This window comes from Intestinibacter sp. (genome assembly GCF_034113885.1).
GTDB lineage: Bacteria > Bacillota > Clostridia > Peptostreptococcales > Peptostreptococcaceae > Intestinibacter.
Genome location: NZ_JAXEWM010000024.1, coordinates 1 through 21,202 on the forward strand (window position 1 = coordinate 1; position 21,202 = coordinate 21,202).

A 21,202-nucleotide genomic window follows, 5' to 3' on the forward strand; every position below is an offset into this window, starting at 1 on the left:
GGTATGTTATCCGTGTGTACAGGGTAGGTTACCCACGCGTTACTCACCCGTCCGCCGCTCTCTTCCGAAGAAGATCGCTCAACTTGCATGTGTTAGGCACGCCGCCAGCGTTCATCCTGAGCCAGGATCAAACTCTCAAAATAAAGCTTCATCTTGCTCAGACTAATCATTATCGAATATCTGGCTTGGTTTGTTGGTTTTAATTCGTGTGAATTAAAGTTTATTATTTAACCTACTGTTTAATTTTCAAAGTTCTTAAATCAACTTCTTCATTATATCAAAGCTGTTTTTCTTTGTCAACAACTTTTTTTAAGAAGTTTAATTTTGCATCTTAGCTGTTCAGCTATCGACTGCATATCTTTTTCTTAAAGACAAGTAATACTTTATCATCATTATTTTAATTGGTCAATACTTTTTTTGAATTTTTTTTAAGTTTTTTTATTCTTGCAACCAATAATTCTTTATTAAATAATTTCATTCGATATATAACGAATAAAATCTCTTATATCTTATTTTTCAATCACATACCCGATTTTTCTAAACTTTGATTAAGAACCTTTAATATTTATTAAATACAACTATTTTTTCAATTTATATACTAATTTTTTTACTCATATTCAATAAAATATTTTTGTATTCCGACATATATAGCCCAAGCTATTTTATCCTGATATTCTTCTTCAGCTAAAAGCTCAGCTTCCTTCTGATTAGATAAAAAACCACATTCAATCAAAACCGATGGCATTTTATTATCTTTTAAAAGATACAAATCTTCTCTAGGTTTAATTTTTCTATTATTAGTATTATCAACTACTCGTTTTAATTCAGCTTGAATCATTTCAGCTAAAAACTTACTATCCTCCTTACCAGCTGGATAAAATGTCTGTGCTCCATAATACTTAGAATCTTCAAATGAATTTAAATGAATAGATACAAACATATCGGCTTGTGAGTTTTCAACTATTTTCTTTCTATTTTTCAAATTTTCGTTGTACTTTTGTCTTGTAGTTTTATTTGCCCCTTCTTCATACAAGCTAATATCAGAGTCTCTAGTCAAAACAACATTTCCTCCACTAGCTTCAATCAACTCTTTTATTTTCATAGTTATTTGCAAATTAATGTCCTTTTCTAAAACCGTCTTGTCCTTATTCATAGCACCTGGATCTATCCCCCCATGACCAGCATCTAAGACTATAGTTTTATCCGTAACCGGCATATATTGCATGACATCCTCTGAAGTATTTTTAATTTTAACTATAAACAATATAGTTATCATCACGGCTACGGCAATTATTATGTACTTTAAGTTTTTCATATTTATCACCCTTTATATTTATATTTTTGCTATAAATAATATATTCCTCAAAAATCACACTCAATAAATAAAAAAGTGTGGTCGATTTTCATTTTCGAATCATCAACCACACTGTTTATAACTACCTATGCTGAAATATCTTTTCTTCCATAATATAAAAACGCTAAAATTACACCAACTAAAGCATATATTCCCCCTACCAAAACAAGCTTCTGATCTATAGAGCAAGAAGATATAACATCAGCTGCATCTGCATATTTAAAAGGAGTTATATATTTAAAAAATTCTGCCTTATCACTTATATTTCCTACAATATTTAAAAAATACAACAAAGCCGCAACGCCTATACCAATTCCCATAGCACTATGCTTTAGAAACGCTGATATACCAAAGCAAATAAAAGCCACCTCCAATTGCATAAGTAATTGTGCTACATGAAACAGTTTAAATTCATCCCAAAGAATTTCCTCTCCTATTATATTAAACGATATTATAGCCAATACTACGCAAACCAAATTAAGCACTACTATTTGAATAATAACAGCTAAAAGCTTTTCAAATACTACTTTCTGTCTACTAATTGGATGAGTTAATAAAAATTCAGCAGTATGAGAGTGCTCCTCCTTTGACAATATATTAGCGCCTAACATAGCAGCGAAAAATGAACAACCTATCGCCATAACACTACCACATTCTATCCCGTAAAATCCCATCGGTGTTCCCATACTGATTTTATCCATACCAAAGGCAGCCGTAAATCCTCCCATGTTAGAATAAACATCCTCTACCTGACTTATTTGATCTCCCATTTCTGGATAAAGCAATAAACATAGCACTATCATAAATCCTATACATAATGTCCATATAGCTAATATTTTTCTACCAGTTTTTAATTCATGTGCCAATACAATCATCCTATTCACCATCCTTTTCATAATAATGCATAAACATCTCTTCTAAGTCAGGCTCTGTAATCGTCATATCTGTAATATTCAAATTATTTATATAAGAAACTAAATTCTTAATGTCCCCTTGATATAAGAAACTAACTGAATCCCCATGATTAACTACATCTCTAACGCCTTCAAGTCCGCAAATCTCATTTACTCCATGTAGGTTAACTCTTCTTGCAGAAGTTTTCGAAAGAGCTGAAACAGAATCAGACACAATCATCTTACCACCCCTTATTATACCTGCATTTTTACAGTGTCTCTGTACCTCTGACAATACATGAGATGATAAAAATATAGTCGCGCCCTCTTGATTTCTTTCTTTTAATATACTCCAAAACTCTTTTTGCATAAGTGGATCCAATCCACTAGTCGGTTCATCTAATATGTAAAGCTTCGGCTTATGCTGCATTGCACACACTATACCTACTTTTTTTCTATTACCTAGAGATAAATCTTCTATTTTCTTTTTAACATCTAATTCCAATCTATCACAAAGTATCTTAGCTTCTTCTGAACAATCCTTCTTTTGCAATTTTGCTGATAATTTAATTAATTCCCCAACCTTCATATTTTGATAAAACCACATTTCAGATGGCATATATCCTATGTCCTTCAGAATCTCCTTATTTCCTCTTGAGCATTCCCTTCCAAATATTTTTGCACTTCCAGAGGTAGGTGTTATAAGCCCTAGCAAAGTACGAATAGTCGTACTCTTGCCAGCCCCATTTGGGCCTATAAATCCAAATACATCTCCTTCTTCTACTTTTAAATTAATTCCTTCTATACCCCTTGCCTTTCCATAATTCTTAGTAAGATTATTTGTTTCAATAATATTCATTATAAATACTCCTCCTTATAAAAAGCCTTTCTCAAAATTTTTAGATATTTTACATATTCATCATTCAATTTTAATAAATCCACAGTCTTATTTGCTTCTAATCTTTTATCCTTCATAAACCCTTCTGCCATCCAAAATACTATATTTAACACCTCCTTAGGTGAAATATCATCTTTAAATTTAGTCAAATCAACATCCTTGAAGAAATCAGTTTTAGCTTCAACAGCTGAATTTTTAAATGCTTCCTTTACGACTCCTTTTACCTCTTCATTTTCTTCAAAATAAACTTTAGTCAAAAACATCATTATATCTGGATGCTCTAATAAAATTTTAACCTTACAATTTTGTGCATCTATTATTTTATTAAAAAAATCATTATCCTTTTTATTTTTCAATTCTTTCTTTTGCTCATATGATTTTTGAATAGCATAATCATATAAAAATAGATACAATTCTTTTTTGTTTCCAAAGTAATGGAACAAAAGAGCCTTAGAAACTCCAGCTTCTTTGGCTATTTCCTCTGTCGTCGCCTTTTTATATTCGTATTTAGCAAAAACATGCATAGCTCCATTTATTATTGCATTTTGCTTTTCTTTAGGTAAATCAAAAAACTTTTCATTCATATTAATACTTCCTCTTCATTACGTAATTTATATCGAATCAATATATCCGTTGACCAATTTGGTTAATTAAAGTATAGTTCTATTGACCAATTTAGTCAACAATTTTTCATAAAAAAATCCCTATAGATTACTATAATAAAAATCTATAGGTACAAAAATCATTTTGGGTTATATTTTTACTTTAAATATATGAAATTGTATTAAATTTAGTTATCTTATTTTACAAAACTCTTCAAAAGTAGGGTAAGATGCTATAGCGCCTTTTTTAGTTACACTGATAGCACAGTAATTATTAGAAAAATCTAAATATCTCTCTAAGTCATCTGCCTGTAATGAATCTAATTTATCTTCAGTTACATCATCTCTATATAATTGATATAAGAAAGAACCTATAAATCCATCTCCTGCTCCAGTTGTATCCTCTACTTGAGCCTTTATACCTGATATAGATGCTTTTGTTTGTTTAGTGTAAACCTCTGCACCATCTCCACCTTTTGTGAATACTATCATTTTTACATTTCCAACGAATAATTTATCTAATTCTTCTTCTATATTTGTTCCACCTGTGACAAATTCTAATTCTTCATCAGAAATTTTTAAAATATGAGCCTTTGGCATCATTTCGAATATAGCTTCTCTCAATTTATCTGGACTATTCCATAAAGGAAGTCTAACATTTAAATCAAAGCTCACTATTCCACCGTTTTTTATTGTGTATTCAATCGCCTTATCATGAGCTTGTTTCATAGGGAAATCCCCTATTGAAACAGAGCAAAAATGAAGTGCAAATACATCTTGGAACCATTCTTCCTTTATTTTGTCAGCTGAAAGTAGCATATCAGCTCCTGGTTTTCTATAGAAAGAAAACTCCCTGTTTTTATTTTCATCTAATGCTACAAATGCTAAGCTCGTATTTGCTTCTGTAGTTCTAGAAATATAATCACATCCTATATTATGCATTTTAAACTCATCTATTATTTTATCTCCAAAAGGATCTTGTCCTAATTGAGTTATCATTTGTGACTTACCACCAAGCTTAGTAAATGCCCCACATACATTAGCAGGAGCTCCACCTACCGCTGGTTTAAACCCTTCTACTTCTTTAATTTTTTTACCTGACTCTGTAGGTATAAAATCGATTAATGCTTCTCCTATTGCTATTAATTTTTTCATTAAAAATTCACCCCTTTTATCAATTATATAATTATGTATAAAAAGTTAAAAGAGATTGACACAATATTATTCTGTGACAATCTCTTTTGATTAATCATTTTTAATAATTGTATATCCTTTTAATGGATAGAAGGCTACCACACCTTTATTTTTTGTCAAGAATTCTATATTTTGATTAGATAAATTTCCGTAAACGCGAGTTGTAAATACTTCTTGTCCATCATTAATAAATATTTCTAAGCTTGATGTATCACTATAAACAGTTAAGCTATTAACTTCTTTTAATTCAACTGATCTACTTGAACGTCCATATCCACTTTCTTTTAGATTTAATGAAAGAACTTGATTTTGATATGATAACTTAACATCATCTCTAATTTGTAAAATAAAATCTTGTGAACCATCAAAATCAACCTGCATTTCATAGACTACTGTATCTTTTTGTTTGATATTTTTACAATCAGATACTATTTCTTCTAGTCTTAAATTTTTCATTTCTTCTAGTGGTTGTTGATATATCTGATTATTTTTATAAAATAGAACTCTTGGCATTGTCAAAGCATGTTGCCAGTCATAATCAACAGTTGGCTGATTATTGTACTCAGCATCAGGAATTCCCATCCATGCGTATTGTATTCGTCTATTTTTTTCATCTAAAAAACTTTGTGGCGCATAAATATCAAAACCTCTATCTAGTTCTTTGAATTCACTTAATTCATAAGTATTATTGTCAAAGTCATAATCAACTCTAAAGTATCCAGTTTGATAAACATTTGCATAATCATAACCTTGTTGAGGTATTCCTTGAGGACATGTAACTAAAAATAATTGTCCATCTAATTCGAATAAGTCTGGGCATTCCCACATATATCCAAAATCAGGAGCTATTATACGATTATAATACTCAAAGTGATTTAAATCTTCACTTCGATATAACAACACACAACCATGATTATCTGATGTTCTACCACCTAAAACCATATAGTAATAGTTGTCCTTTTTAAATATCTTTGGATCTCTAACATGCTTAGACATATCTCTAGGATAGTCATCATTAGAAAGAACCAATTGTTTCTCGCTAATTTCATATCCGTCCTTACTTGTCATATGAATTGTATTTTGTTCACGTCCAGAATTAATATAATCATAATCATCTCTATCAGTCAACTTTACATTTCCAGTATAAAAGTAGTGAATTGTTCCATCTTCAACAAACGCAGAACCACTATAAACACCATTTCTATCAATAAATCTATCTGGATATAAAAATGGTTCCTCTTGATTAAAATTCACCATGTCCTTGCTAGTATAATGTCCCCAAAGCTTAGTTCCCCATCCGGCTGTAAAAGGTGTATATTGAAAATAAATATGATAAACACCATCTTTTTGGAATAAACCATTAGGGTCATTTAAAAAACCTGTAGGAGGCATTAAATGGTATTGTAATCGATAGTTATCTTTTTTAACATTATCACGCATACTTTGATAATCATCATATTCCTTTAAATAATCCTCTTTTGTCATCATTAGAGATAACCACCTCCTATTTAACTACTGCAATAATATCTTTTCCTTGAGTTTCACCAGTATATTGCATTTGTAAAGTACGTCCTTCACCTAATTCAAATGACATCATTGTTTCTGTAGAATATCCTTTTTCTTTTACTAAATCTATATCAAATTTTAATAGTAAATCACCTTTTTTAACTTCTTGATCAACATCGACAAATGTTTCAAATCCTTCACCATTCATATTAACAGTATCAATACCACAGTGAATAAGTACACTAGAACCATCCTTTAACTTCATTCCTATAGCATGCTTGCTCGGAAATACAAGTGTTATTTTTCCATCGCATGGTGCAACAACTTCTCCATCATTTACTTCTACAGCTATTCCATCTCCCATAGCTTTTGATGCAAATGTTGCATCAGATGATTCACCTATATTTTTAACCATGCCTTTCACAGGAGAAACAACTTCAATATCTCCTACTTCTTCTGAAACAGCTTCTTTAGTATCTTCTACTTCAGTGTTTTTTTGACCTTTAACTTTACCAAATATTATGCAGAATATAAGACCTGCAACTAAAGCAATTAGATGAGCTATAATATAATTTAAATAACCATTGTTAGTAGGATCTGTAATAGCAATACCAGGTAAAGCAGTTGTACCAAAACCTAATGCTGCTAAATCAGCAAAATAAACATATGCACCTGCAATAGCTCCACCTAAACATCCAGCAACTATTGGGAATTTATAACGTAAGTTAACCCCAAATATAGCAGGTTCACTTATTCCGAATAAAGTTGATGCAAATGAAGGAATACATAATTCTCTAGCTTTTACATCCTTCCAGTTTAATACTAAATATCCTAAAACTGCTCCACCTTGACCCATTAAAGCAACTGACATCAAAGGATTTAAGAAGTTTCTTCCTGTATCAGCTATTAATTGTGCTTCAACAGCTCCTATAATATGATGTAAACCTGTAATAACTATTATTTGTTGAAGACCTGCGAAAATCATATAACCTAAAGCACCTAAGTTTTCAGTCATCCAAATTAAACTTCCTGTGATTAAATTACCTAATTCTCTACCTGCTGGTCCAACGATTGTAAATAATAATACTGTAGAAATAAATACAGTACATAATGGTGATAATAATAATTTGATAAAATCAGGTACCTTCTTATCAAAGAAAATATCTAATTTAGCAACTACAAATCCCATCATTAATGCAATGATGATTCCACCTTGGAAACCAACTAATTCAATTGGTAGACCAAAAATTCTAATAACTTCTGGAACAACACTTCCTGATCCAACAGAATATGCATTTGCCAAAGAAGAATCAAGCATTATCGCCCCAACAATCATACCTAAGATTGGTTTTCCGCCATATCTCTTAGTTGCACTGTAGCAAACAGCCATTGGTAAAATACTAAATATTCCATTAGCAGCTATACTTGCTAATTTATTAATCGCATATAATGTTTCATTATTTGTTACAACATCCCATTTTCCTAAAACACCAGTAATACCCATAAGCAATGCTGCTGCTAATATACCAGGCATAATACCAATAAAAACATCTGATAAAGATTTAATAACTGTTTGTATTGGATTTTGTTTTTGAGCACTTTGAGCTTTAATATCTCCAAGTGACATATTTTCTGTATGTGTATAACGGCTGAATACTTCATAAACTTCATTAACTAATCCTGCACCAAATATTAATTGTAATTGGTTTCCGGCTATAAATACACCTTTTACTAAATCAACATTTTCTAATTTTTCCATATCTGCTAAATCGTTATCTGTTAGCACAATACGTAATCTTGTCGCACAATGTGCTACCCCTTGAATATTATCTTGTCCACCTACATAATCCACTATCTCTTTAGAAATACGTAAATATTTTTCTTGTTTATTCTCTGCCATCTTTTTTATCTCCCTTATTTTTATGAAACCGGTTCTATATTCAATTATAAGTTCATAACTAATTTATGTCAATATTTTTCATAAATTTATGTAATTTTTATGAGATTGATACCACATTAATAAAAAAGCACCTACTCTCTCAGAATAAGTGCCTATTTAATATTTAATTCGTCGACTCTTGAGCAATTATTTCATATCCCATTTTCACATCTCTTATAATCTTATCTTGGTTTTCAATCATATTCACAATGATATTTGCAGCTTCTATCCCTGATGTTTTGTAATGAAAGTGTACTGTAGTTAATTTAGGATCCACTAATTTAGATATATTTGTATGTCCGAACCCAACTATAGATATATCCTCTGGAATTTTTTTACCACATTCCTTTAGATATTGCATCGCTCCGATAGCAATGTTATCTGTTGCACAAAATAGTGAGTCTATATCAGGATTTTTCTCAATAAGCTCTTTTGCTTTTAAATATCCATCATCTAAGCTAAATTTTGCTATTTTCATCAATTCTTCATCTGCCTCAATTGAATTTTCCTTTAATGCATCTATATATCCTTGATATCTAGCTTTTCCTGCTGCTTCATCATTTGGATTAACACCTATATAGCCTGTTTTTTTTCTGTCTTTTCCTATCAAAACTTTAGTTATATCCTTAGCTGCATTATAATCATCGTTGTATATACATGAATATCCTTTTAAATATTGTCCAACTATTACTACTGGAATATTTAATTTTTTCAATAGCTTTTTATGTTGGTTTGTAAATACTGTCGCGATCAAAATAATTCCGTCTACTTGATTATTTTGAAAAACTTTAAGATATTCTAACTCTTTATGCTCATCATTAAATGTATCTGCAAGGATAATTTGATATCCTGATTTTGATAGAGTTTCATTTATACCTAGCACCTCTCTACTAACAGCCTGTGAATCTATTTTCGGTATTATTACGCCTATTAATTTAGTTTTTTTAGTGCGTAATACTCTCGCTTGTGCAGAAGGTGTATATCCAGTTTCCTCTATAACCTTTGCGATTATTTGTCTTTTTTCTTCACTTACGTATCCGTCATTTAAATATCTAGATACAGTAGCACGAGAAACTCCAGCTAATTTTGCAATTTCATTAATATTAATTTTTATCACGCTCCTTATCCTTATATAAATATGCACAAAAAAATATTTCTGCATCGAACTTTTTAATTACTATTAACATAGTACCAATACAAAAATATTTTTTCAATAAATCTATTTTATTAATCGTATATTTTTACGATTAAATATATTTAATTTTGTTTTTTTATAGTTGATCCTATTGCCATGCCAATTAGCATACCAAAGCTAGTGCCATATGAAGTAGAGATAATTCCAGTTGTACTCAACGCACATCCAATACACATACCTAGACACATTCCTATAAGCATATAATTATCCTCTTCTTTTTCTGAATCTTTTGTATCAGCATCAGCTTTAGTCTTATTATTTGCTTTGCTTGAAACAGTAACCATAAATATAGCAAGTGAAACACCTATACAAATCCAAGGTAAAGCTGCCATTATAAAATCCTTCATTTCAAATCTCCCCTTTTAATACACTATATATCCTTATCAATTGAATCTATTCTCTTTTCAAATGATTTTATAGTAGTAAGGAAACCTAAAAATAATATTATCAATAATATAAATGAAAAAATATTTAAATATGATCCTCCACATATACCTGGTACTTGTAGCAATGCTGCTATTAATTCAAGGTACATGAATGGTTTAAAAAATTTTACAATGCTTTCATAATGTAGTTTTAAAGATTCATTATCTGAATATAATTCAAATGGTCCTTCTGATGCTTTCTTACATAAATACACCCAGTAAAACCATCTATCCACTATCTCAACTCCTGTTTCCTCCATAAACTCGAAATATTCTTGTTTACTTTTTCCTTCAGGTAAAAGATCTATTTGGTAAATATATTCACCTGGTTCACATTTTTCAAATTTATAAAATCCTAAAAAGAATGATTTTAATGCCCATCCTTTTTTACTCATCTCATTTAACCAATCTTGCTCCTTTTGGCTATCCACATACCAACGAAACTTAATCATAACTATTCCCCCATTTTTTCACTATTTTTCACTAATTCCTTTAATCTTATAACCTCACTATTAAATGCTTCTCTTCCCTTAGATGTTATGATGTAAGATTTTTTCTTTCTTGATTGCTTTTCTTCGCTATATAATTCTATCCACTCTTTATCTAGTAGCGAATTTATTGCCCCATATAGAGTTCCTGGTCCTAAGTTTACCCTACTATCGGTCATTTCTTGTACCTCTTGTATGATTCCATAACCGTGATTAGGTTCTCTAACTGCTAATAATATGTAATAAACCGCCTCTGTTAATGGTGCTTCCTTTCCCATATATATCACCTCTCAATATATCGTTATCTGATATATTTATATATATCAGATAACGATATATCTGTCAACGAGTTATTTATTTTTTTTATTATTTTTATGAAGTTTAAGTTTAGAAAACGATTTCCTATTTTCAATAAAAGTGTTAAAATATACTTTAATACAAAAGAATAAAGATATACGATGCTTCACATATAAATTTTAAAATATAAAGGAGAGACAATCGAACATGCTGCAAGAATTAAAAACATTTATATCTGTAGTTGAGTTAAATAATTTAATTAAATGTAGTAATCACTTAAAATTACCTCAAAAATTAATTATTGAGCATATAAAGGTATTAGAGCTTTTCTTTGGAGTTACTTTATTAGATAGACCTATTACCTATGATAATAATGTATCTATAACAGAAAATGGAATGAATTTATATATAAAATCTAAAAAAATGTTTAATATAGTTGAAGAAGGTAATTATGACGATCTTAAGCAGATTAATACTTTAAAAAGCAATATAAAGATAGGAGTTTGTGCCCAATTTGAGAAATACATTTTACCAAAATTTTTATCTTATTTTTCAAAAAAATGCCCAAACATAAAAATAGATGTATTCATAAAAGGCAATGATTGCATATACAATGATTTAAAGCAAAATAAGTTAAATATAGGAATAATTGAAGAGGCTACACAAAATCCTGATTTTATACAAAAGAGATTTTTTAGTGATAAAATGATTTTAATGATACCATATGCAGAAACAATAAAGGATATCTCTACATATGTAAATGAGTTTAAGGATAAAACATGGTTTATAAGCAGAGAAGATTTAAGCACAAAATATTTTACAGATAAATTTTTAAATAACAGCCATATAACAGTTAAAGAAAAATTATTAGATAATAACAATGCTGTAAAGGAATCTGTAAAAAATAATTTAGGAATAAGTATAATGCCTAAATCTGCGGTTATATCAGCTTATAAAAGCAAAGAAATATTAATATTTCCACTAGAAGAATCCTTCGCAAAGCATTACTCTTATGTTATTCCTAGTAAGGTAAAGCTCTCTGAATGTGTCAATATTTTTTTAAACGAGCTTAGAAATTACTATAAAAATATTTATTATTATTAAAATATAAAAACTCTCAGTTTAGTTATAGCTGAGAGTTTTTTAATGCGACTGAGCTTTTACCGTATAACTCAGCCTATTATATATTAAAATTAGTAATAATTAATTTTTATCCAAAATTTTAGTGATGGAATAATCTTATTCCAGTGAATGCCATTGCTATTCCGTATTTATCACAGCATTCAATTACAGCGTCATCTCTTACAGATCCACCTGGTTGAGCTATATATTTAACTCCACTCTTATATGCTCTTTCTATATTGTCAGGGAATGGGAAGAATGCATCTGAACCAACTATTACGTCAGTCATACCGTCAAGCCAAGCTCTCTTAGCTTCTCTTGTGAATACTTCTGGTTTAACCTTGAATATTTTTTGCCATTCACCTTCAGCTAAAACGTCCATATATTCATCTCCTATATAAACGTCTATTGCATTATCTCTTTCAGCACGACCTATTTCGTCCTTGAATTGTAATCCCATAACTTGTGGAGATTGACGAAGATACCAGTTGTCAGCTTTTTGTCCAGCAAGACGAGTACAGTGGATTCTTGATTGTTGTCCTGCACCTATACCTATAGCTTGTCCATCTTTAACGTAGCATACTGAGTTTGATTGAGTGTATTTTAATGTTATAAGAGCTATCTTCATATCTATTAATGCAGATTCTGGTATTTCTTTGTTTTTAGTTACTATATTTGATAAAAGATCTCCATTTACATCTAATTCGTTTCTTCCTTGTTCAAAAGTTATTCCGTAAACTTGTTTTCTTTCAAGCTCAGCTGGAACGTAATCAGGGTCGATTTGAATTAAGTTGTAGTTACCTTTTTTCTTAGTTTTTAATATTTCAAAAGCTTCATCAGTAAATCCTGGAGCTATAACACCGTCAGAAACTTCTCTTTTTATTAAGTTAGCAGTGTCAGCATCACAAACATCTGATAATGCTATGAAATCACCAAATGATGACATTCTATCAGCACCTCTAGCTCTTGCATATGCACATGCTAGTGGAGATAATTTACCTAGATCGTCTACCCAATAAATTTTAGCTAATGTGTCGTCTAATTCTTTACCTACTGCAGCACCTGCAGGTGAAACGTGTTTGAATGATGTAGCAGCTGGAAGTCCTGTAGCTTCTTTTAATTCTTTAACTAATTGCCATCCATTGAAGGCATCTAAGAAATTTATATATCCTGGTCTACCATTTAGAACTTTAACTGGAAGGTCTGATCCATCTTCCATAAAGATTCTTGATGGTTTTTGATTTGGGTTACATCCATATTTTAATTGAATTTCGTTCATTTTAAATACTCCTTTTTATTAATGTATTTTATATCGATTAATTCCTATTTGTTTTTGTTTACTATTCTTGTTTCGTATTCGCCAGTAGCGATGTCTATAAATCTAACAAATAATGATACTTTGTTGTCTTCATTTAAGTTTGTCCAAACCATATTAGTGAATTCATCTATGTCTCCGCTTATTCCTACTAATTTAGGTTCACCTTCGAAGCTTGGAAGTGGATTTCCATCGTGCATATATGTATGTATAAAATGCCCTTCTCCTGCTACTGGATTTTCGTATGCAAATGTGTATCTGTTACAAGCATCTGGATTTCCGTTGTTGCTCTTTAATATTGACATTGCATAATTGTATGTACCATTTTCAACATGCATAACACCTGAAATTCTAGGAGTGTAGTTAGGTGCATCTGGTTCAAATTCACGGCTTCTTAATGATTGTTCAAAAGTAAGTTGTTTGTCCATTCCTTCATATATAGTATCTGTTTGGTCTCCGTTAGTTACTATAGTTTTGTTTCCTAAAACTCTAACTGGAGCATAGATTATTAGTGATGGATCTTCAAGCTTTGATGGGTCAAATGCTTGTGTACGAATTCCTTGTCCTTCTTCAACAAATACTCTATTTCTACTGTTGCTACTTCTTCCCATTATAAAATATGCTGTTACTGCTTTTTTTCCGTCTTCAGTTTTTCCGATTACTATACCTCTCCCTGGATATGTGTTACTGTTTAATTCATTTGCTAATGATAGCATGTTCATATTGATTTCCTCCATTAAAATAATTTATTATAAACAAAAAACCGCCAACACGCAAAATGTTATAAAACATCATACGTGCCCAGGCGGTCGGCATTTCTAAATATATAATCAAGCTCCCTGTGGGTTAATTCCCACGACATCTATTGATGCTTTCCACCAGTCGCTTGACCGTTCTTTGTTGTACAAACATATTATACACGAATATAATTTTATATTCAACTAAAAATATCCGTATTTTTATTAATTATTTTATTTCATTGTAAATACTACTTATTAATTTTTTTTGAATTCTAATATATGCCAAGGCATCTTCAGGTCCTAAGCATTCTAACATCTTGACTACTTTTTGTAACATTTCATCACGCTGCTTTTGAATATACTTATCTCCCTTTTCAGTTAATTTAACAATAATTTGACGATTGTCCTTCGGATCTGTTGTTCTCGTAATAAAATCATCTTTTTCTAAATGATTTAAAATTGTCGCAATTCTAGCTGTGCTAACTACCATACTTTTGCTCAAATCCTTTGGATAAGCTGTTTTTTGGTGATCTACGAGATAATTTAAAACAAATAATCCTCCCTGGTTCAGCTTAGACATGGTTCTATCAAACTGAATATGTTTAATACCAGACTTTAAACTCATCAGTTCTCTCGCTAAAACATAATAGTCCATTTATCTATTCTCCTTCTAATTATCTAACTTTATTAGTTAATTTTATGCACAAACGCCAATATTGTCAATATCCAGGTTATCTATATTTAAATATTTACAGGTGCAATACTTATCATTAAGAATAATGATATCATAACACCAAATATAATTTGTGTAGCCTTTTCCTCTATTGAAGGCTTAAATTTGCTGATAACCTCACAAAGTATAGCTGAAAATGCTGCTATAATAATAAAATATACTAATTCCATTGTAACATCCCCTTTTTCTATAATTGCTAATATTATTAGCAATTATTTTAAATATAATGCTACAGATATATTACTGTAGCTGATTTGATTTATTTATATTTTTATCTAACTTTGTTAGAGCAATTATACCCTTAAATTTATATTATGTCAACAAGTTTATAAAATATTTTTTATACATATAAAAATGGCATCAAAAATGCCACTTTATAATAAATAAAACCACTATTATTCTACTTTCTCTTCTATTTTTACAATTCCATTATGTGTTTCATCATGGAAAGTTATTATATAATATTTATCAAGATCCAAGTCTTTTTCTAACATATATGTTATTTTTAAATTTTGTCCATTATGTTTTACTGCACAACTATCTCTAATTTCATTATATACTTCGTAATCTCTATCTATTATAAATAACACTCCATCTACACTAAATTCTATAACTCTTATTCCTCCAGTATCGTTTCCCACATCATAAACTTTATAATTTTCAACTTGACCTTCTACAGTATAGCAATTTCCATTTTTATACTCATTATAAAGGTAGTTATACGATATGAAAGTATCTCTACGCATAGATATAATAATAGCCATTACGATCGGAGTTACTAAAATAACAATTATTGTTACTAGCCTAATTTCTTTATATTCATCATCATTTTTTACTTGGTTCAAATCGATTTTTTCAGCTTGTAGTGTCTTTTTTAGTTTTAAATAATTTCTAATAATACTAAATAATATAAATAACCATAATCCAGTAACTATTATTCCTGCTCCTACACTTTTTAAATAGCACTCCGTCATCGTAAATTCATACAAAGTTTCATACATGCTATTATCCTCCATATACCCTTGTTTTAATATTTTTTATTTAAATATTATTCCCAAAACTACGCTGTCGACAGTAAACTTAACTGTCATTATAAAATTAGACGGCATCATAATTAATATAATTATATCAAAAAATAGAGTGCAAAATCAGTCTTTTAGCAACTCTCTTTTAGTTTAAGCATAAATAAAAAAGAGACTATCTGCAAATATCTTGCAATAGCCTCATATTTATTTATAATACTGCTATTAATTCTATTTCAACTTTTACATCCTCTGGAAGCCTAGCAATTTCTACACAAACTCTAACAGGTTTGTTATATCCAAAGCATTCAGCGTATACTTCATTTATTTGAGCAAATTCATTCATATCTTTTATGAATACTGTAGTTTTAACTACATTTGAGAAATCAGCTTTTAATGGCAGCTTAGCCACACTTTTTTTCTAGTGTCCTTGACAAAGGATCCACTTTAATTTTTTATCTATTTTCCAACACTCTATTTCATTTATGTGAATTAATGTCAATTTTTTAGATTTTATCTTTAAATATACTTAATAAAAATGTAGATCATAGATATCAATATTACTATTACCGTAGCTGGCACAGAATACATACAATACCCTTTCCAGCTAATTGAATATCCTTCTTTTTCAGCAACTGAAATACCTACAACGTTTGCCGATGCCCCAATAGGTGTCGCACTCCCACCTATATCAGTTCCCATAGTTAATGTCCATGCAAGTGTAGATAATGGAACACCTTGTGATATAGCTAAACTTTGAATTATTGGAATCATAGTAGCAGCAAATGGAATATTATCTACAAATGCACTTGCTATAGCAGATATCCAAATTATAATTGCAATCATAATTTTTGTATTTCCTCCACTAACTTCGCCAATTAAAGCTGCCACAATTTCTAGTATTCCAGTTTGCTCTAATCCTCCTACTACTATAAAAAGGCCTATAAAAAACAAGATTGTCTTGTAATCAACTCTTTTTATTAAGTCTATAGCATCATTTTTTGAAGTAACTAAAGTAATAGCTGCGACAAACACTCCAATAGATGCTACTGTAAGCCCTGTCTGAGCATGTGTTATTAAAAGTAAAATAGCTATAAAAAATATAATAAAGCTAATTAAAAATCTTTTTTTATCTAATATGGCATCTTTTGGATCTACATAATTTGTAGTATATTCTCCTTCATAACTAAAATCTGATCCACTAACAGCCATTAAACATTCTGAATCTCGATTTATAAGTTCAACATGACTATTTATAAGCTGTTTTTTGAAACATATATAAAAGTAAAAAATAATAAATACCATAGATATTAAAGCTATAACACCTGTATTTGTAATAAAATCGCCAAAACTATATCCTAATGATGTCCCGATTATAATATTAGGAGGATCTCCACACATAGTAGCAGAGCCTCCTAAATTAGCACAAAATATTTCAGAAATTATAATTGGCACAGGATTAAACTTTAGTAAATTTCCGAGTTCAATTGTAACTGCGACTAAAAATAGAATTACTGTTATACTATCTATAAACATCGCTAGAAAACCGGACATAATCATAAAAGTAATTAAAATTGGAATGATTTTATAATCAACCATTTTAGCAATTTTTAAACAAAGCCATCTAAAAAATCCTGCTTTTCCCATTCCTTCTACCATTATCATCATTCCAGCGATAAATATTATAGTAGACCAATTTATACCTATACTAGATTCTTTTATAGATCCACTGGAATACCAAAACTCAATATCAAAAATACTTTTTATATTTAAAGTTTGAAAAACTGCATTTAAATCGTTCATAGAAAGGCAAAATACAAGTACTATGACTAAAAAACCACATACCATTGTAACTATATGCCTCTCTATTTTGTCCAATACAATTAAAACAAACATACATATAAAAATTAAAATAGCTAATATTTGTGCCATTATCTTTATATCCTCCTACCAAAATACTTATAAACCCTAAAATAGAAATGCTCTCTTTATACCTAACTTATATTAACGTTTTCATAACTTATATTGTTATAAACACCAATTTCCCAGCACTATTAATTGCACTTTAATTCTTAGCTAATTAAGAGATAATATATGTATTACGAAATGTTTTTTAATTCTTGTTTAGAATAAAAATACTACACTGCTGATTGAAATGACTGCAATTAAAATTACTAACAATGGTCCTCCAATTTTTACAAAATCTAAAAATTCGTAACCAGCAGGAATAATCTGCATATTTACAGCTGTTCCGAAAGATGTTGCAATTGCTAAATTAGAACATGCCCCGATTAGAATAACCCAAGGTAATGGACTAATACCTAGAGAAATTGCCATTGCTATACAAATAGGAGTTAACATAGCTGCTGTTGCATTATTAGACATAATATTTGTTAATACACTAGTCAATATAGCAATTACAACAGTTAATACTATAACTGAAGCACTTTGTCCACCAAAAGCATTCAGTACAAAGTTAGCAATTAATGCGCCACCACCAGATACATCTAATCCAGTTCCTATACCAGAAATAGTACCTATACATACTAATACGTCCCAAGGTAGTTCTGCATACGCTTTCTTTACAGATATACATCCAGTTGCAAGTACAATTGATGCACCAAAAAGACCAATCATACCAATATTAATGTATTGTTTAAATGGTTGGAAGCCACTTAATACGAATAATATAATACATAAAATCATAGTTGCAAGTGCTATTTTACCTTTTGAATCAGATACCTGAGTATTTTGTTCTAGTTTGTGTATTTCTGAAGCTGCATACATATTATTTTTATCAAAATCAGGATTTTCTGGTTTTAATACTTTGTTTAGAAGTTTATATCCAATAGTTCCCCAGAAAATAACTTGAACAATTGCTACTGGAAGCATAATCCTAGTCATATCAAACATACCTAGACCTTCCTCGAATCCTGCATATCCTTGAAGTACTGAATTTGCCGCCAACTGAGATGTAGATCCTATTAAAGTACAAGCTCCACCAATAACCGCTGCTGTTCCTGCAGGAAAAATTACCATTTTAGAGCGAATACGTCCGCATGAATTTGCTGCTACTATTGCAATGATAGGCATCCAAATTGCAACAGTTCCGTTATTACTCATAAATCCTGACATTAAAGTACAAACCGCACTAACAGTTACTATAAATCTACGTTCTGTTTTTGCAAGAAAAGAGTTTCCGATTTTTTCACCAATTTGTCTTGCAATACCAGTTTCAAAAAGTGCTGCACTGACAATGCACATACCAACAACCATTGGCCAACCAGTTGAACTAAATCCACTATATACTGCTGAAAGTTCCATCTCTGGAATAAATAATGCCATTGACAGTGAAGCCAAAATTGAAACTACACTGATTGGAAGTTTGTTCCATACAAATAATCCCATCGTAATTAATACGATTATAATAGAAATAATACTTGAATCCATAATCAATTCTTCCCCTTTATGTTATATTTTTATCTAGTGTTCCATAGAGCTATTCATAATCCGAATAGCTCTCTATTTTATATTACCTATTTTATACTTCTGCCCATTCAGCATCTTTCCATTTTTCATGATCATAGACAGACTTATCTGCTACATAAGGCCATTTTTTTCCTTCTACAACTGCTATACAACCTTTTACACACATCTGTGCCATCTTAATTACAGCTTCTCTTGTTTGTGCTGCTGAGTGAGGACTAACAATAAGATTTGGACAGTTTAGTAGTGGATCATCCATTTTGGGAGGTTCATTACAAAATACATCTGTACCAGCACCTGCAATAACACCTTCTTTTAATGCTTCTACTAAATCTTCTTCATTAACAATGCCACCACGACTACAGTTAATAATAAGTGCTGTTGATTTCATTACTTTAAACTGTTCTTTGCTAATCATATCTTTTGTCTCTTCTGTAAATGGAACATGTATCGATACTACATCACTTACTTTTAACAATTCTACATAATCTGCATAGTAATCTGCACCCTGTTCCTCTATTTGTTCTTTAGACATAAATGGATCGTATGCAACAATCTTCATTCCGCATCCACGGCAAATCTTTGCCGTTTCTCTTCCAATTGCACCAAGACCTAATATTCCAACTATTTTACCTTCTAACTCAAATGCTTTTTTAGCTCCACGTATTTCCCAATTACCGCCGCACATTTCATTTTGTGCCTCAACTAAATTTTTAGATAATGCAAACATCATAGCTACTGCATGTTCTGCTACACTACGATTGTTAGCACCTGGTGTGATAACTACTGGAATTCCGTTTTCTGTAGCTGTCTTCACATCTACAGAGTCGTATCCTACACCAGTACGACCTATAACTTTTAGATTTGGACTATTTTCAATTGCATTTCCATCGCATTTTGCAATTCTTACAATCAAAGCATCTGTATCTTTCATTTCATCTAAATAATTATTTGGATCTTGGTTATCTGCTACATAAATATTTGCAATACCATCTAACATCTGCATTCCTTCTGGGCAAACAGCTTGCGTCATAACAAATTTCATTTTTTTCTTCTCCTTTATCTGTAACTCTTATTTCATACCTTTATCAGCGTTTTCTTTTAATACTTTTGCTAATTCTTCTACACCTTCATCGCATAAATAATTAAATGGTCTTCTACAATCCCCAACTGGATAACCTAACATAGATACAGCCTTTTTAACAACAGTATTTGGATTACCATATTTAAATACCGCACGGAAGCTTGCTATTGAATCTTGTGCAAGTTGTGCTTCTTCTAAATTACCTTCTTTAAATAGATTGTAAATAGATGATAATACATGAGGATATACATTAGAACATCCAGCTATTCCACCTGTACCACCTTCTTTTAATGCAGGAAGTATTAATGAATCGTTTCCAGATAATACATAGAATTTTTTATCTAATTCACGAGTTTCTGTAATATATGCCTTTAAGTTATCCCAATCTCCACTAGAATCTTTTGCTCCTATAATAAGATCTACATCTTTTGCAAGTTTTGCTACAGTCTCTGGTAATAATTTATTACCTGTACGAGCTGGTATATTATATAAAACAATTGGAGTATCTACATGTTTTGCTACTTCTACATAATGATCATATAATTCCTTTTGAGATGCTACTGCAAAACTAGGTGTAATAATTGATAATACATCTGCTCCTAATTTTTCAGCTTCTTTACTCATACGAATAGTATCTGCTGTAGATATGCATCCAGAACCTGCATACACTGGAACACGTCCAGCTACATGATCAATTGTTGCTTCTAGTATTTCACATTTTTCTTTTTCACTTAATATATAACCTTCTCCATTTGTTCCGAATGGGAATATTCCATGAACTCCACCATCAATAAGACGATCAATTTGTGTAAGTAGTTCTGTAGTATTTATACTTTCATCTGTATTCATAGGTGTTAAAATTGGTGTAATAATTCCTTTTAATTCTACATTTTTCATAAGTTTTATCTC

At 30.5% G+C, this 21,202-nt stretch carries 21 protein-coding genes, 1 rRNA gene, 1 pseudogene and 1 riboswitch; of the genes and pseudogenes, 1 reads left to right on the forward strand and 22 read right to left on the reverse strand.

Annotated features, from left to right (window positions below; genetic code table 11):
- From SPD90_RS01255 to SPD90_RS01310, 12 genes are all read right to left on the reverse strand, one after another.
- Positions 1–143: ribosomal RNA gene (locus tag SPD90_RS01255) — 16S ribosomal RNA — on the reverse strand; the annotation flags it as partial.
- A gap of 464 nt (positions 144–607) precedes the next feature.
- Complete coding sequence (cwlD, locus tag SPD90_RS01260; RefSeq protein WP_320924078.1) at positions 608–1,315, reverse strand: N-acetylmuramoyl-L-alanine amidase CwlD; 708 nt, start codon at positions 1,313–1,315, stop codon at positions 608–610.
- Positions 1,316–1,440: 125 nt separating this feature from the next.
- Entirely contained in the window at positions 1,441–2,229 is a 789-nt protein-coding gene (locus SPD90_RS01265) for an ABC transporter permease subunit (protein ID WP_320924079.1), read from the reverse strand.
- 1 nt (position 2,230) lies between these two features.
- Positions 2,231–3,106, reverse strand: coding sequence for an ABC transporter ATP-binding protein (locus SPD90_RS01270; RefSeq protein ID WP_320625736.1), 876 nt, complete (start codon positions 3,104–3,106; stop codon positions 2,231–2,233).
- Positions 3,106–3,729 carry a TetR/AcrR family transcriptional regulator gene (locus SPD90_RS01275; protein ID WP_320924080.1) on the reverse strand — a complete coding sequence of 208 codons (624 nt, stop codon included), beginning with the start codon at positions 3,727–3,729 and terminating at the stop codon, positions 3,106–3,108. The genes SPD90_RS01270 and SPD90_RS01275 overlap by 1 nt, the downstream gene beginning before the upstream one ends.
- A 210-nt stretch (positions 3,730–3,939) precedes the next feature.
- Positions 3,940–4,902, reverse strand: coding sequence for a carbohydrate kinase family protein (locus tag SPD90_RS01280; protein ID WP_320625738.1), 963 nt, complete (start codon positions 4,900–4,902; stop codon positions 3,940–3,942).
- A gap of 90 nt (positions 4,903–4,992) precedes the next feature.
- On the reverse strand, positions 4,993–6,429 hold the full coding sequence (locus tag SPD90_RS01285) for a glycoside hydrolase family 32 protein (RefSeq protein WP_320924081.1): 1,437 nt from the start codon (positions 6,427–6,429) through the stop codon (positions 4,993–4,995).
- Positions 6,430–6,445: 16 nt separating this feature from the next.
- Positions 6,446–8,347 (reverse strand): PTS beta-glucoside transporter subunit IIBCA, encoded by a 1,902-nt coding sequence (locus SPD90_RS01290; RefSeq protein WP_320924082.1) that lies wholly within the window; start codon positions 8,345–8,347, stop codon positions 6,446–6,448.
- 163 nt (positions 8,348–8,510) lie between these two features.
- Positions 8,511–9,503, reverse strand: a complete 993-nt coding sequence (locus SPD90_RS01295) for a LacI family DNA-binding transcriptional regulator (RefSeq protein ID WP_320924083.1) — start codon at positions 9,501–9,503, stop codon at positions 8,511–8,513.
- A 140-nt stretch (positions 9,504–9,643) separates the two neighbouring features.
- The gene (locus SPD90_RS01300; RefSeq protein ID WP_320626696.1) at positions 9,644–9,928 is read right to left on the reverse strand and encodes a hypothetical protein; all 285 of its coding nucleotides are present in this window, start codon (positions 9,926–9,928) and stop codon (positions 9,644–9,646) included.
- A 23-nt stretch (positions 9,929–9,951) separates the two neighbouring features.
- Positions 9,952–10,458 carry a DUF2812 domain-containing protein gene (locus tag SPD90_RS01305; protein ID WP_320924084.1) on the reverse strand — a complete coding sequence of 169 codons (507 nt, stop codon included), beginning with the start codon at positions 10,456–10,458 and terminating at the stop codon, positions 9,952–9,954.
- A gap of 2 nt (positions 10,459–10,460) precedes the next feature.
- Positions 10,461–10,772: a PadR family transcriptional regulator gene (locus tag SPD90_RS01310; protein WP_320626698.1), complete on the reverse strand. Its 312-nt coding sequence runs from the start codon at positions 10,770–10,772 to the stop codon at positions 10,461–10,463.
- A 226-nt stretch (positions 10,773–10,998) separates the two neighbouring features.
- Here SPD90_RS01310 and SPD90_RS01315 point away from each other — a divergent pair, with 226 nt between their 5' ends.
- Positions 10,999–11,895, forward strand: coding sequence for a LysR family transcriptional regulator (locus tag SPD90_RS01315; RefSeq protein WP_320924085.1), 897 nt, complete (start codon positions 10,999–11,001; stop codon positions 11,893–11,895).
- A gap of 118 nt (positions 11,896–12,013) precedes the next feature.
- Here the strand turns inward: SPD90_RS01315 and SPD90_RS01320 are convergent, their stop codons facing one another.
- From SPD90_RS01320 to dapA, 10 genes and pseudogenes are all read right to left on the reverse strand, one after another.
- On the reverse strand, positions 12,014–13,192 hold the full coding sequence (locus SPD90_RS01320) for a phosphoribosylaminoimidazolecarboxamide formyltransferase (protein ID WP_320924086.1): 1,179 nt from the start codon (positions 13,190–13,192) through the stop codon (positions 12,014–12,016).
- A 44-nt stretch (positions 13,193–13,236) separates the two neighbouring features.
- A complete protein-coding gene (locus tag SPD90_RS01325) occupies positions 13,237–13,950 on the reverse strand; it encodes an IMP cyclohydrolase (RefSeq protein ID WP_320627015.1) in 714 nt (237 codons plus the stop codon).
- A 70-nt stretch (positions 13,951–14,020) separates the two neighbouring features.
- Positions 14,021–14,124, reverse strand: a riboswitch (ZMP/ZTP riboswitch).
- Between the two features lie 70 nt (positions 14,125–14,194).
- Positions 14,195–14,548: a MarR family winged helix-turn-helix transcriptional regulator gene (locus SPD90_RS01330; RefSeq protein WP_320924087.1), complete on the reverse strand. Its 354-nt coding sequence runs from the start codon at positions 14,546–14,548 to the stop codon at positions 14,195–14,197.
- 161 nt (positions 14,549–14,709) lie between these two features.
- Positions 14,710–14,871: a hypothetical protein gene (locus SPD90_RS01335; RefSeq protein WP_320924088.1), complete on the reverse strand. Its 162-nt coding sequence runs from the start codon at positions 14,869–14,871 to the stop codon at positions 14,710–14,712.
- A 225-nt stretch (positions 14,872–15,096) separates the two neighbouring features.
- Positions 15,097–15,702 carry a hypothetical protein gene (locus SPD90_RS01340; protein ID WP_320626903.1) on the reverse strand — a complete coding sequence of 202 codons (606 nt, stop codon included), beginning with the start codon at positions 15,700–15,702 and terminating at the stop codon, positions 15,097–15,099.
- A 232-nt stretch (positions 15,703–15,934) separates the two neighbouring features.
- Positions 15,935–16,114, reverse strand: a pseudogene (locus SPD90_RS01345) (Rid family hydrolase); the annotation flags it as partial.
- A 128-nt stretch (positions 16,115–16,242) separates the two neighbouring features.
- Positions 16,243–17,655 (reverse strand): SLC13 family permease, encoded by a 1,413-nt coding sequence (locus SPD90_RS01350; protein WP_320924089.1) that lies wholly within the window; start codon positions 17,653–17,655, stop codon positions 16,243–16,245.
- Positions 17,656–17,847: 192 nt separating this feature from the next.
- Positions 17,848–19,173 carry an SLC13 family permease gene (locus SPD90_RS01355; protein ID WP_320626905.1) on the reverse strand — a complete coding sequence of 442 codons (1,326 nt, stop codon included), beginning with the start codon at positions 19,171–19,173 and terminating at the stop codon, positions 17,848–17,850.
- Between the two features lie 91 nt (positions 19,174–19,264).
- Positions 19,265–20,254 carry a hydroxyacid dehydrogenase gene (locus SPD90_RS01360; protein ID WP_320626906.1) on the reverse strand — a complete coding sequence of 330 codons (990 nt, stop codon included), beginning with the start codon at positions 20,252–20,254 and terminating at the stop codon, positions 19,265–19,267.
- 27 nt (positions 20,255–20,281) lie between these two features.
- The gene (gene dapA, locus SPD90_RS01365) at positions 20,282–21,190 is read right to left on the reverse strand and encodes a 4-hydroxy-tetrahydrodipicolinate synthase (protein WP_320626907.1); all 909 of its coding nucleotides are present in this window, start codon (positions 21,188–21,190) and stop codon (positions 20,282–20,284) included.
- Positions 21,191–21,202: the final 12 nt, after the last annotated feature.

Bases quoted from the DNA above. Each gene is read 5' to 3' on its own strand.
- cwlD (WP_320924078.1), bottom strand. From the start codon at position 1,315: ATGAAAAACTTAAAGTACATAATAATTGCCGTAGCCGTGATGATAACT.
- SPD90_RS01265 (WP_320924079.1), bottom strand. From the start codon at position 2,229: ATGATTGTATTGGCACATGAATTAAAAACTGGTAGAAAAATATTAGCT.
- SPD90_RS01270 (WP_320625736.1), bottom strand. From the start codon at position 3,106: ATGAATATTATTGAAACAAATAATCTTACTAAGAATTATGGAAAGGCA.
- SPD90_RS01275 (WP_320924080.1), bottom strand. From the start codon at position 3,729: ATGAATGAAAAGTTTTTTGATTTACCTAAAGAAAAGCAAAATGCAATA.
- SPD90_RS01280 (WP_320625738.1), bottom strand. From the start codon at position 4,902: ATGAAAAAATTAATAGCAATAGGAGAAGCATTAATCGATTTTATACCT.
- SPD90_RS01285 (WP_320924081.1), bottom strand. From the start codon at position 6,429: ATGATGACAAAAGAGGATTATTTAAAGGAATATGATGATTATCAAAGT.
- SPD90_RS01290 (WP_320924082.1), bottom strand. From the start codon at position 8,347: ATGGCAGAGAATAAACAAGAAAAATATTTACGTATTTCTAAAGAGATA.
- SPD90_RS01300 (WP_320626696.1), bottom strand. From the start codon at position 9,928: ATGAAGGATTTTATAATGGCAGCTTTACCTTGGATTTGTATAGGTGTT.
- SPD90_RS01305 (WP_320924084.1), bottom strand. From the start codon at position 10,458: ATGATTAAGTTTCGTTGGTATGTGGATAGCCAAAAGGAGCAAGATTGG.
- SPD90_RS01310 (WP_320626698.1), bottom strand. From the start codon at position 10,772: ATGGGAAAGGAAGCACCATTAACAGAGGCGGTTTATTACATATTATTA.
- SPD90_RS01315 (WP_320924085.1), top strand. From the start codon at position 10,999: ATGCTGCAAGAATTAAAAACATTTATATCTGTAGTTGAGTTAAATAAT.
- SPD90_RS01320 (WP_320924086.1), bottom strand. From the start codon at position 13,192: ATGAACGAAATTCAATTAAAATATGGATGTAACCCAAATCAAAAACCA.
- SPD90_RS01325 (WP_320627015.1), bottom strand. From the start codon at position 13,950: ATGAACATGCTATCATTAGCAAATGAATTAAACAGTAACACATATCCA.
- SPD90_RS01330 (WP_320924087.1), bottom strand. From the start codon at position 14,548: ATGTCTAAGCTGAACCAGGGAGGATTATTTGTTTTAAATTATCTCGTA.
- SPD90_RS01335 (WP_320924088.1), bottom strand. From the start codon at position 14,871: ATGGAATTAGTATATTTTATTATTATAGCAGCATTTTCAGCTATACTT.
- SPD90_RS01340 (WP_320626903.1), bottom strand. From the start codon at position 15,702: ATGTATGAAACTTTGTATGAATTTACGATGACGGAGTGCTATTTAAAA.
- SPD90_RS01350 (WP_320924089.1), bottom strand. From the start codon at position 17,655: ATGGCACAAATATTAGCTATTTTAATTTTTATATGTATGTTTGTTTTA.
- SPD90_RS01355 (WP_320626905.1), bottom strand. From the start codon at position 19,173: ATGGATTCAAGTATTATTTCTATTATAATCGTATTAATTACGATGGGA.
- SPD90_RS01360 (WP_320626906.1), bottom strand. From the start codon at position 20,254: ATGAAATTTGTTATGACGCAAGCTGTTTGCCCAGAAGGAATGCAGATG.
- dapA (WP_320626907.1), bottom strand. From the start codon at position 21,190: ATGAAAAATGTAGAATTAAAAGGAATTATTACACCAATTTTAACACCT.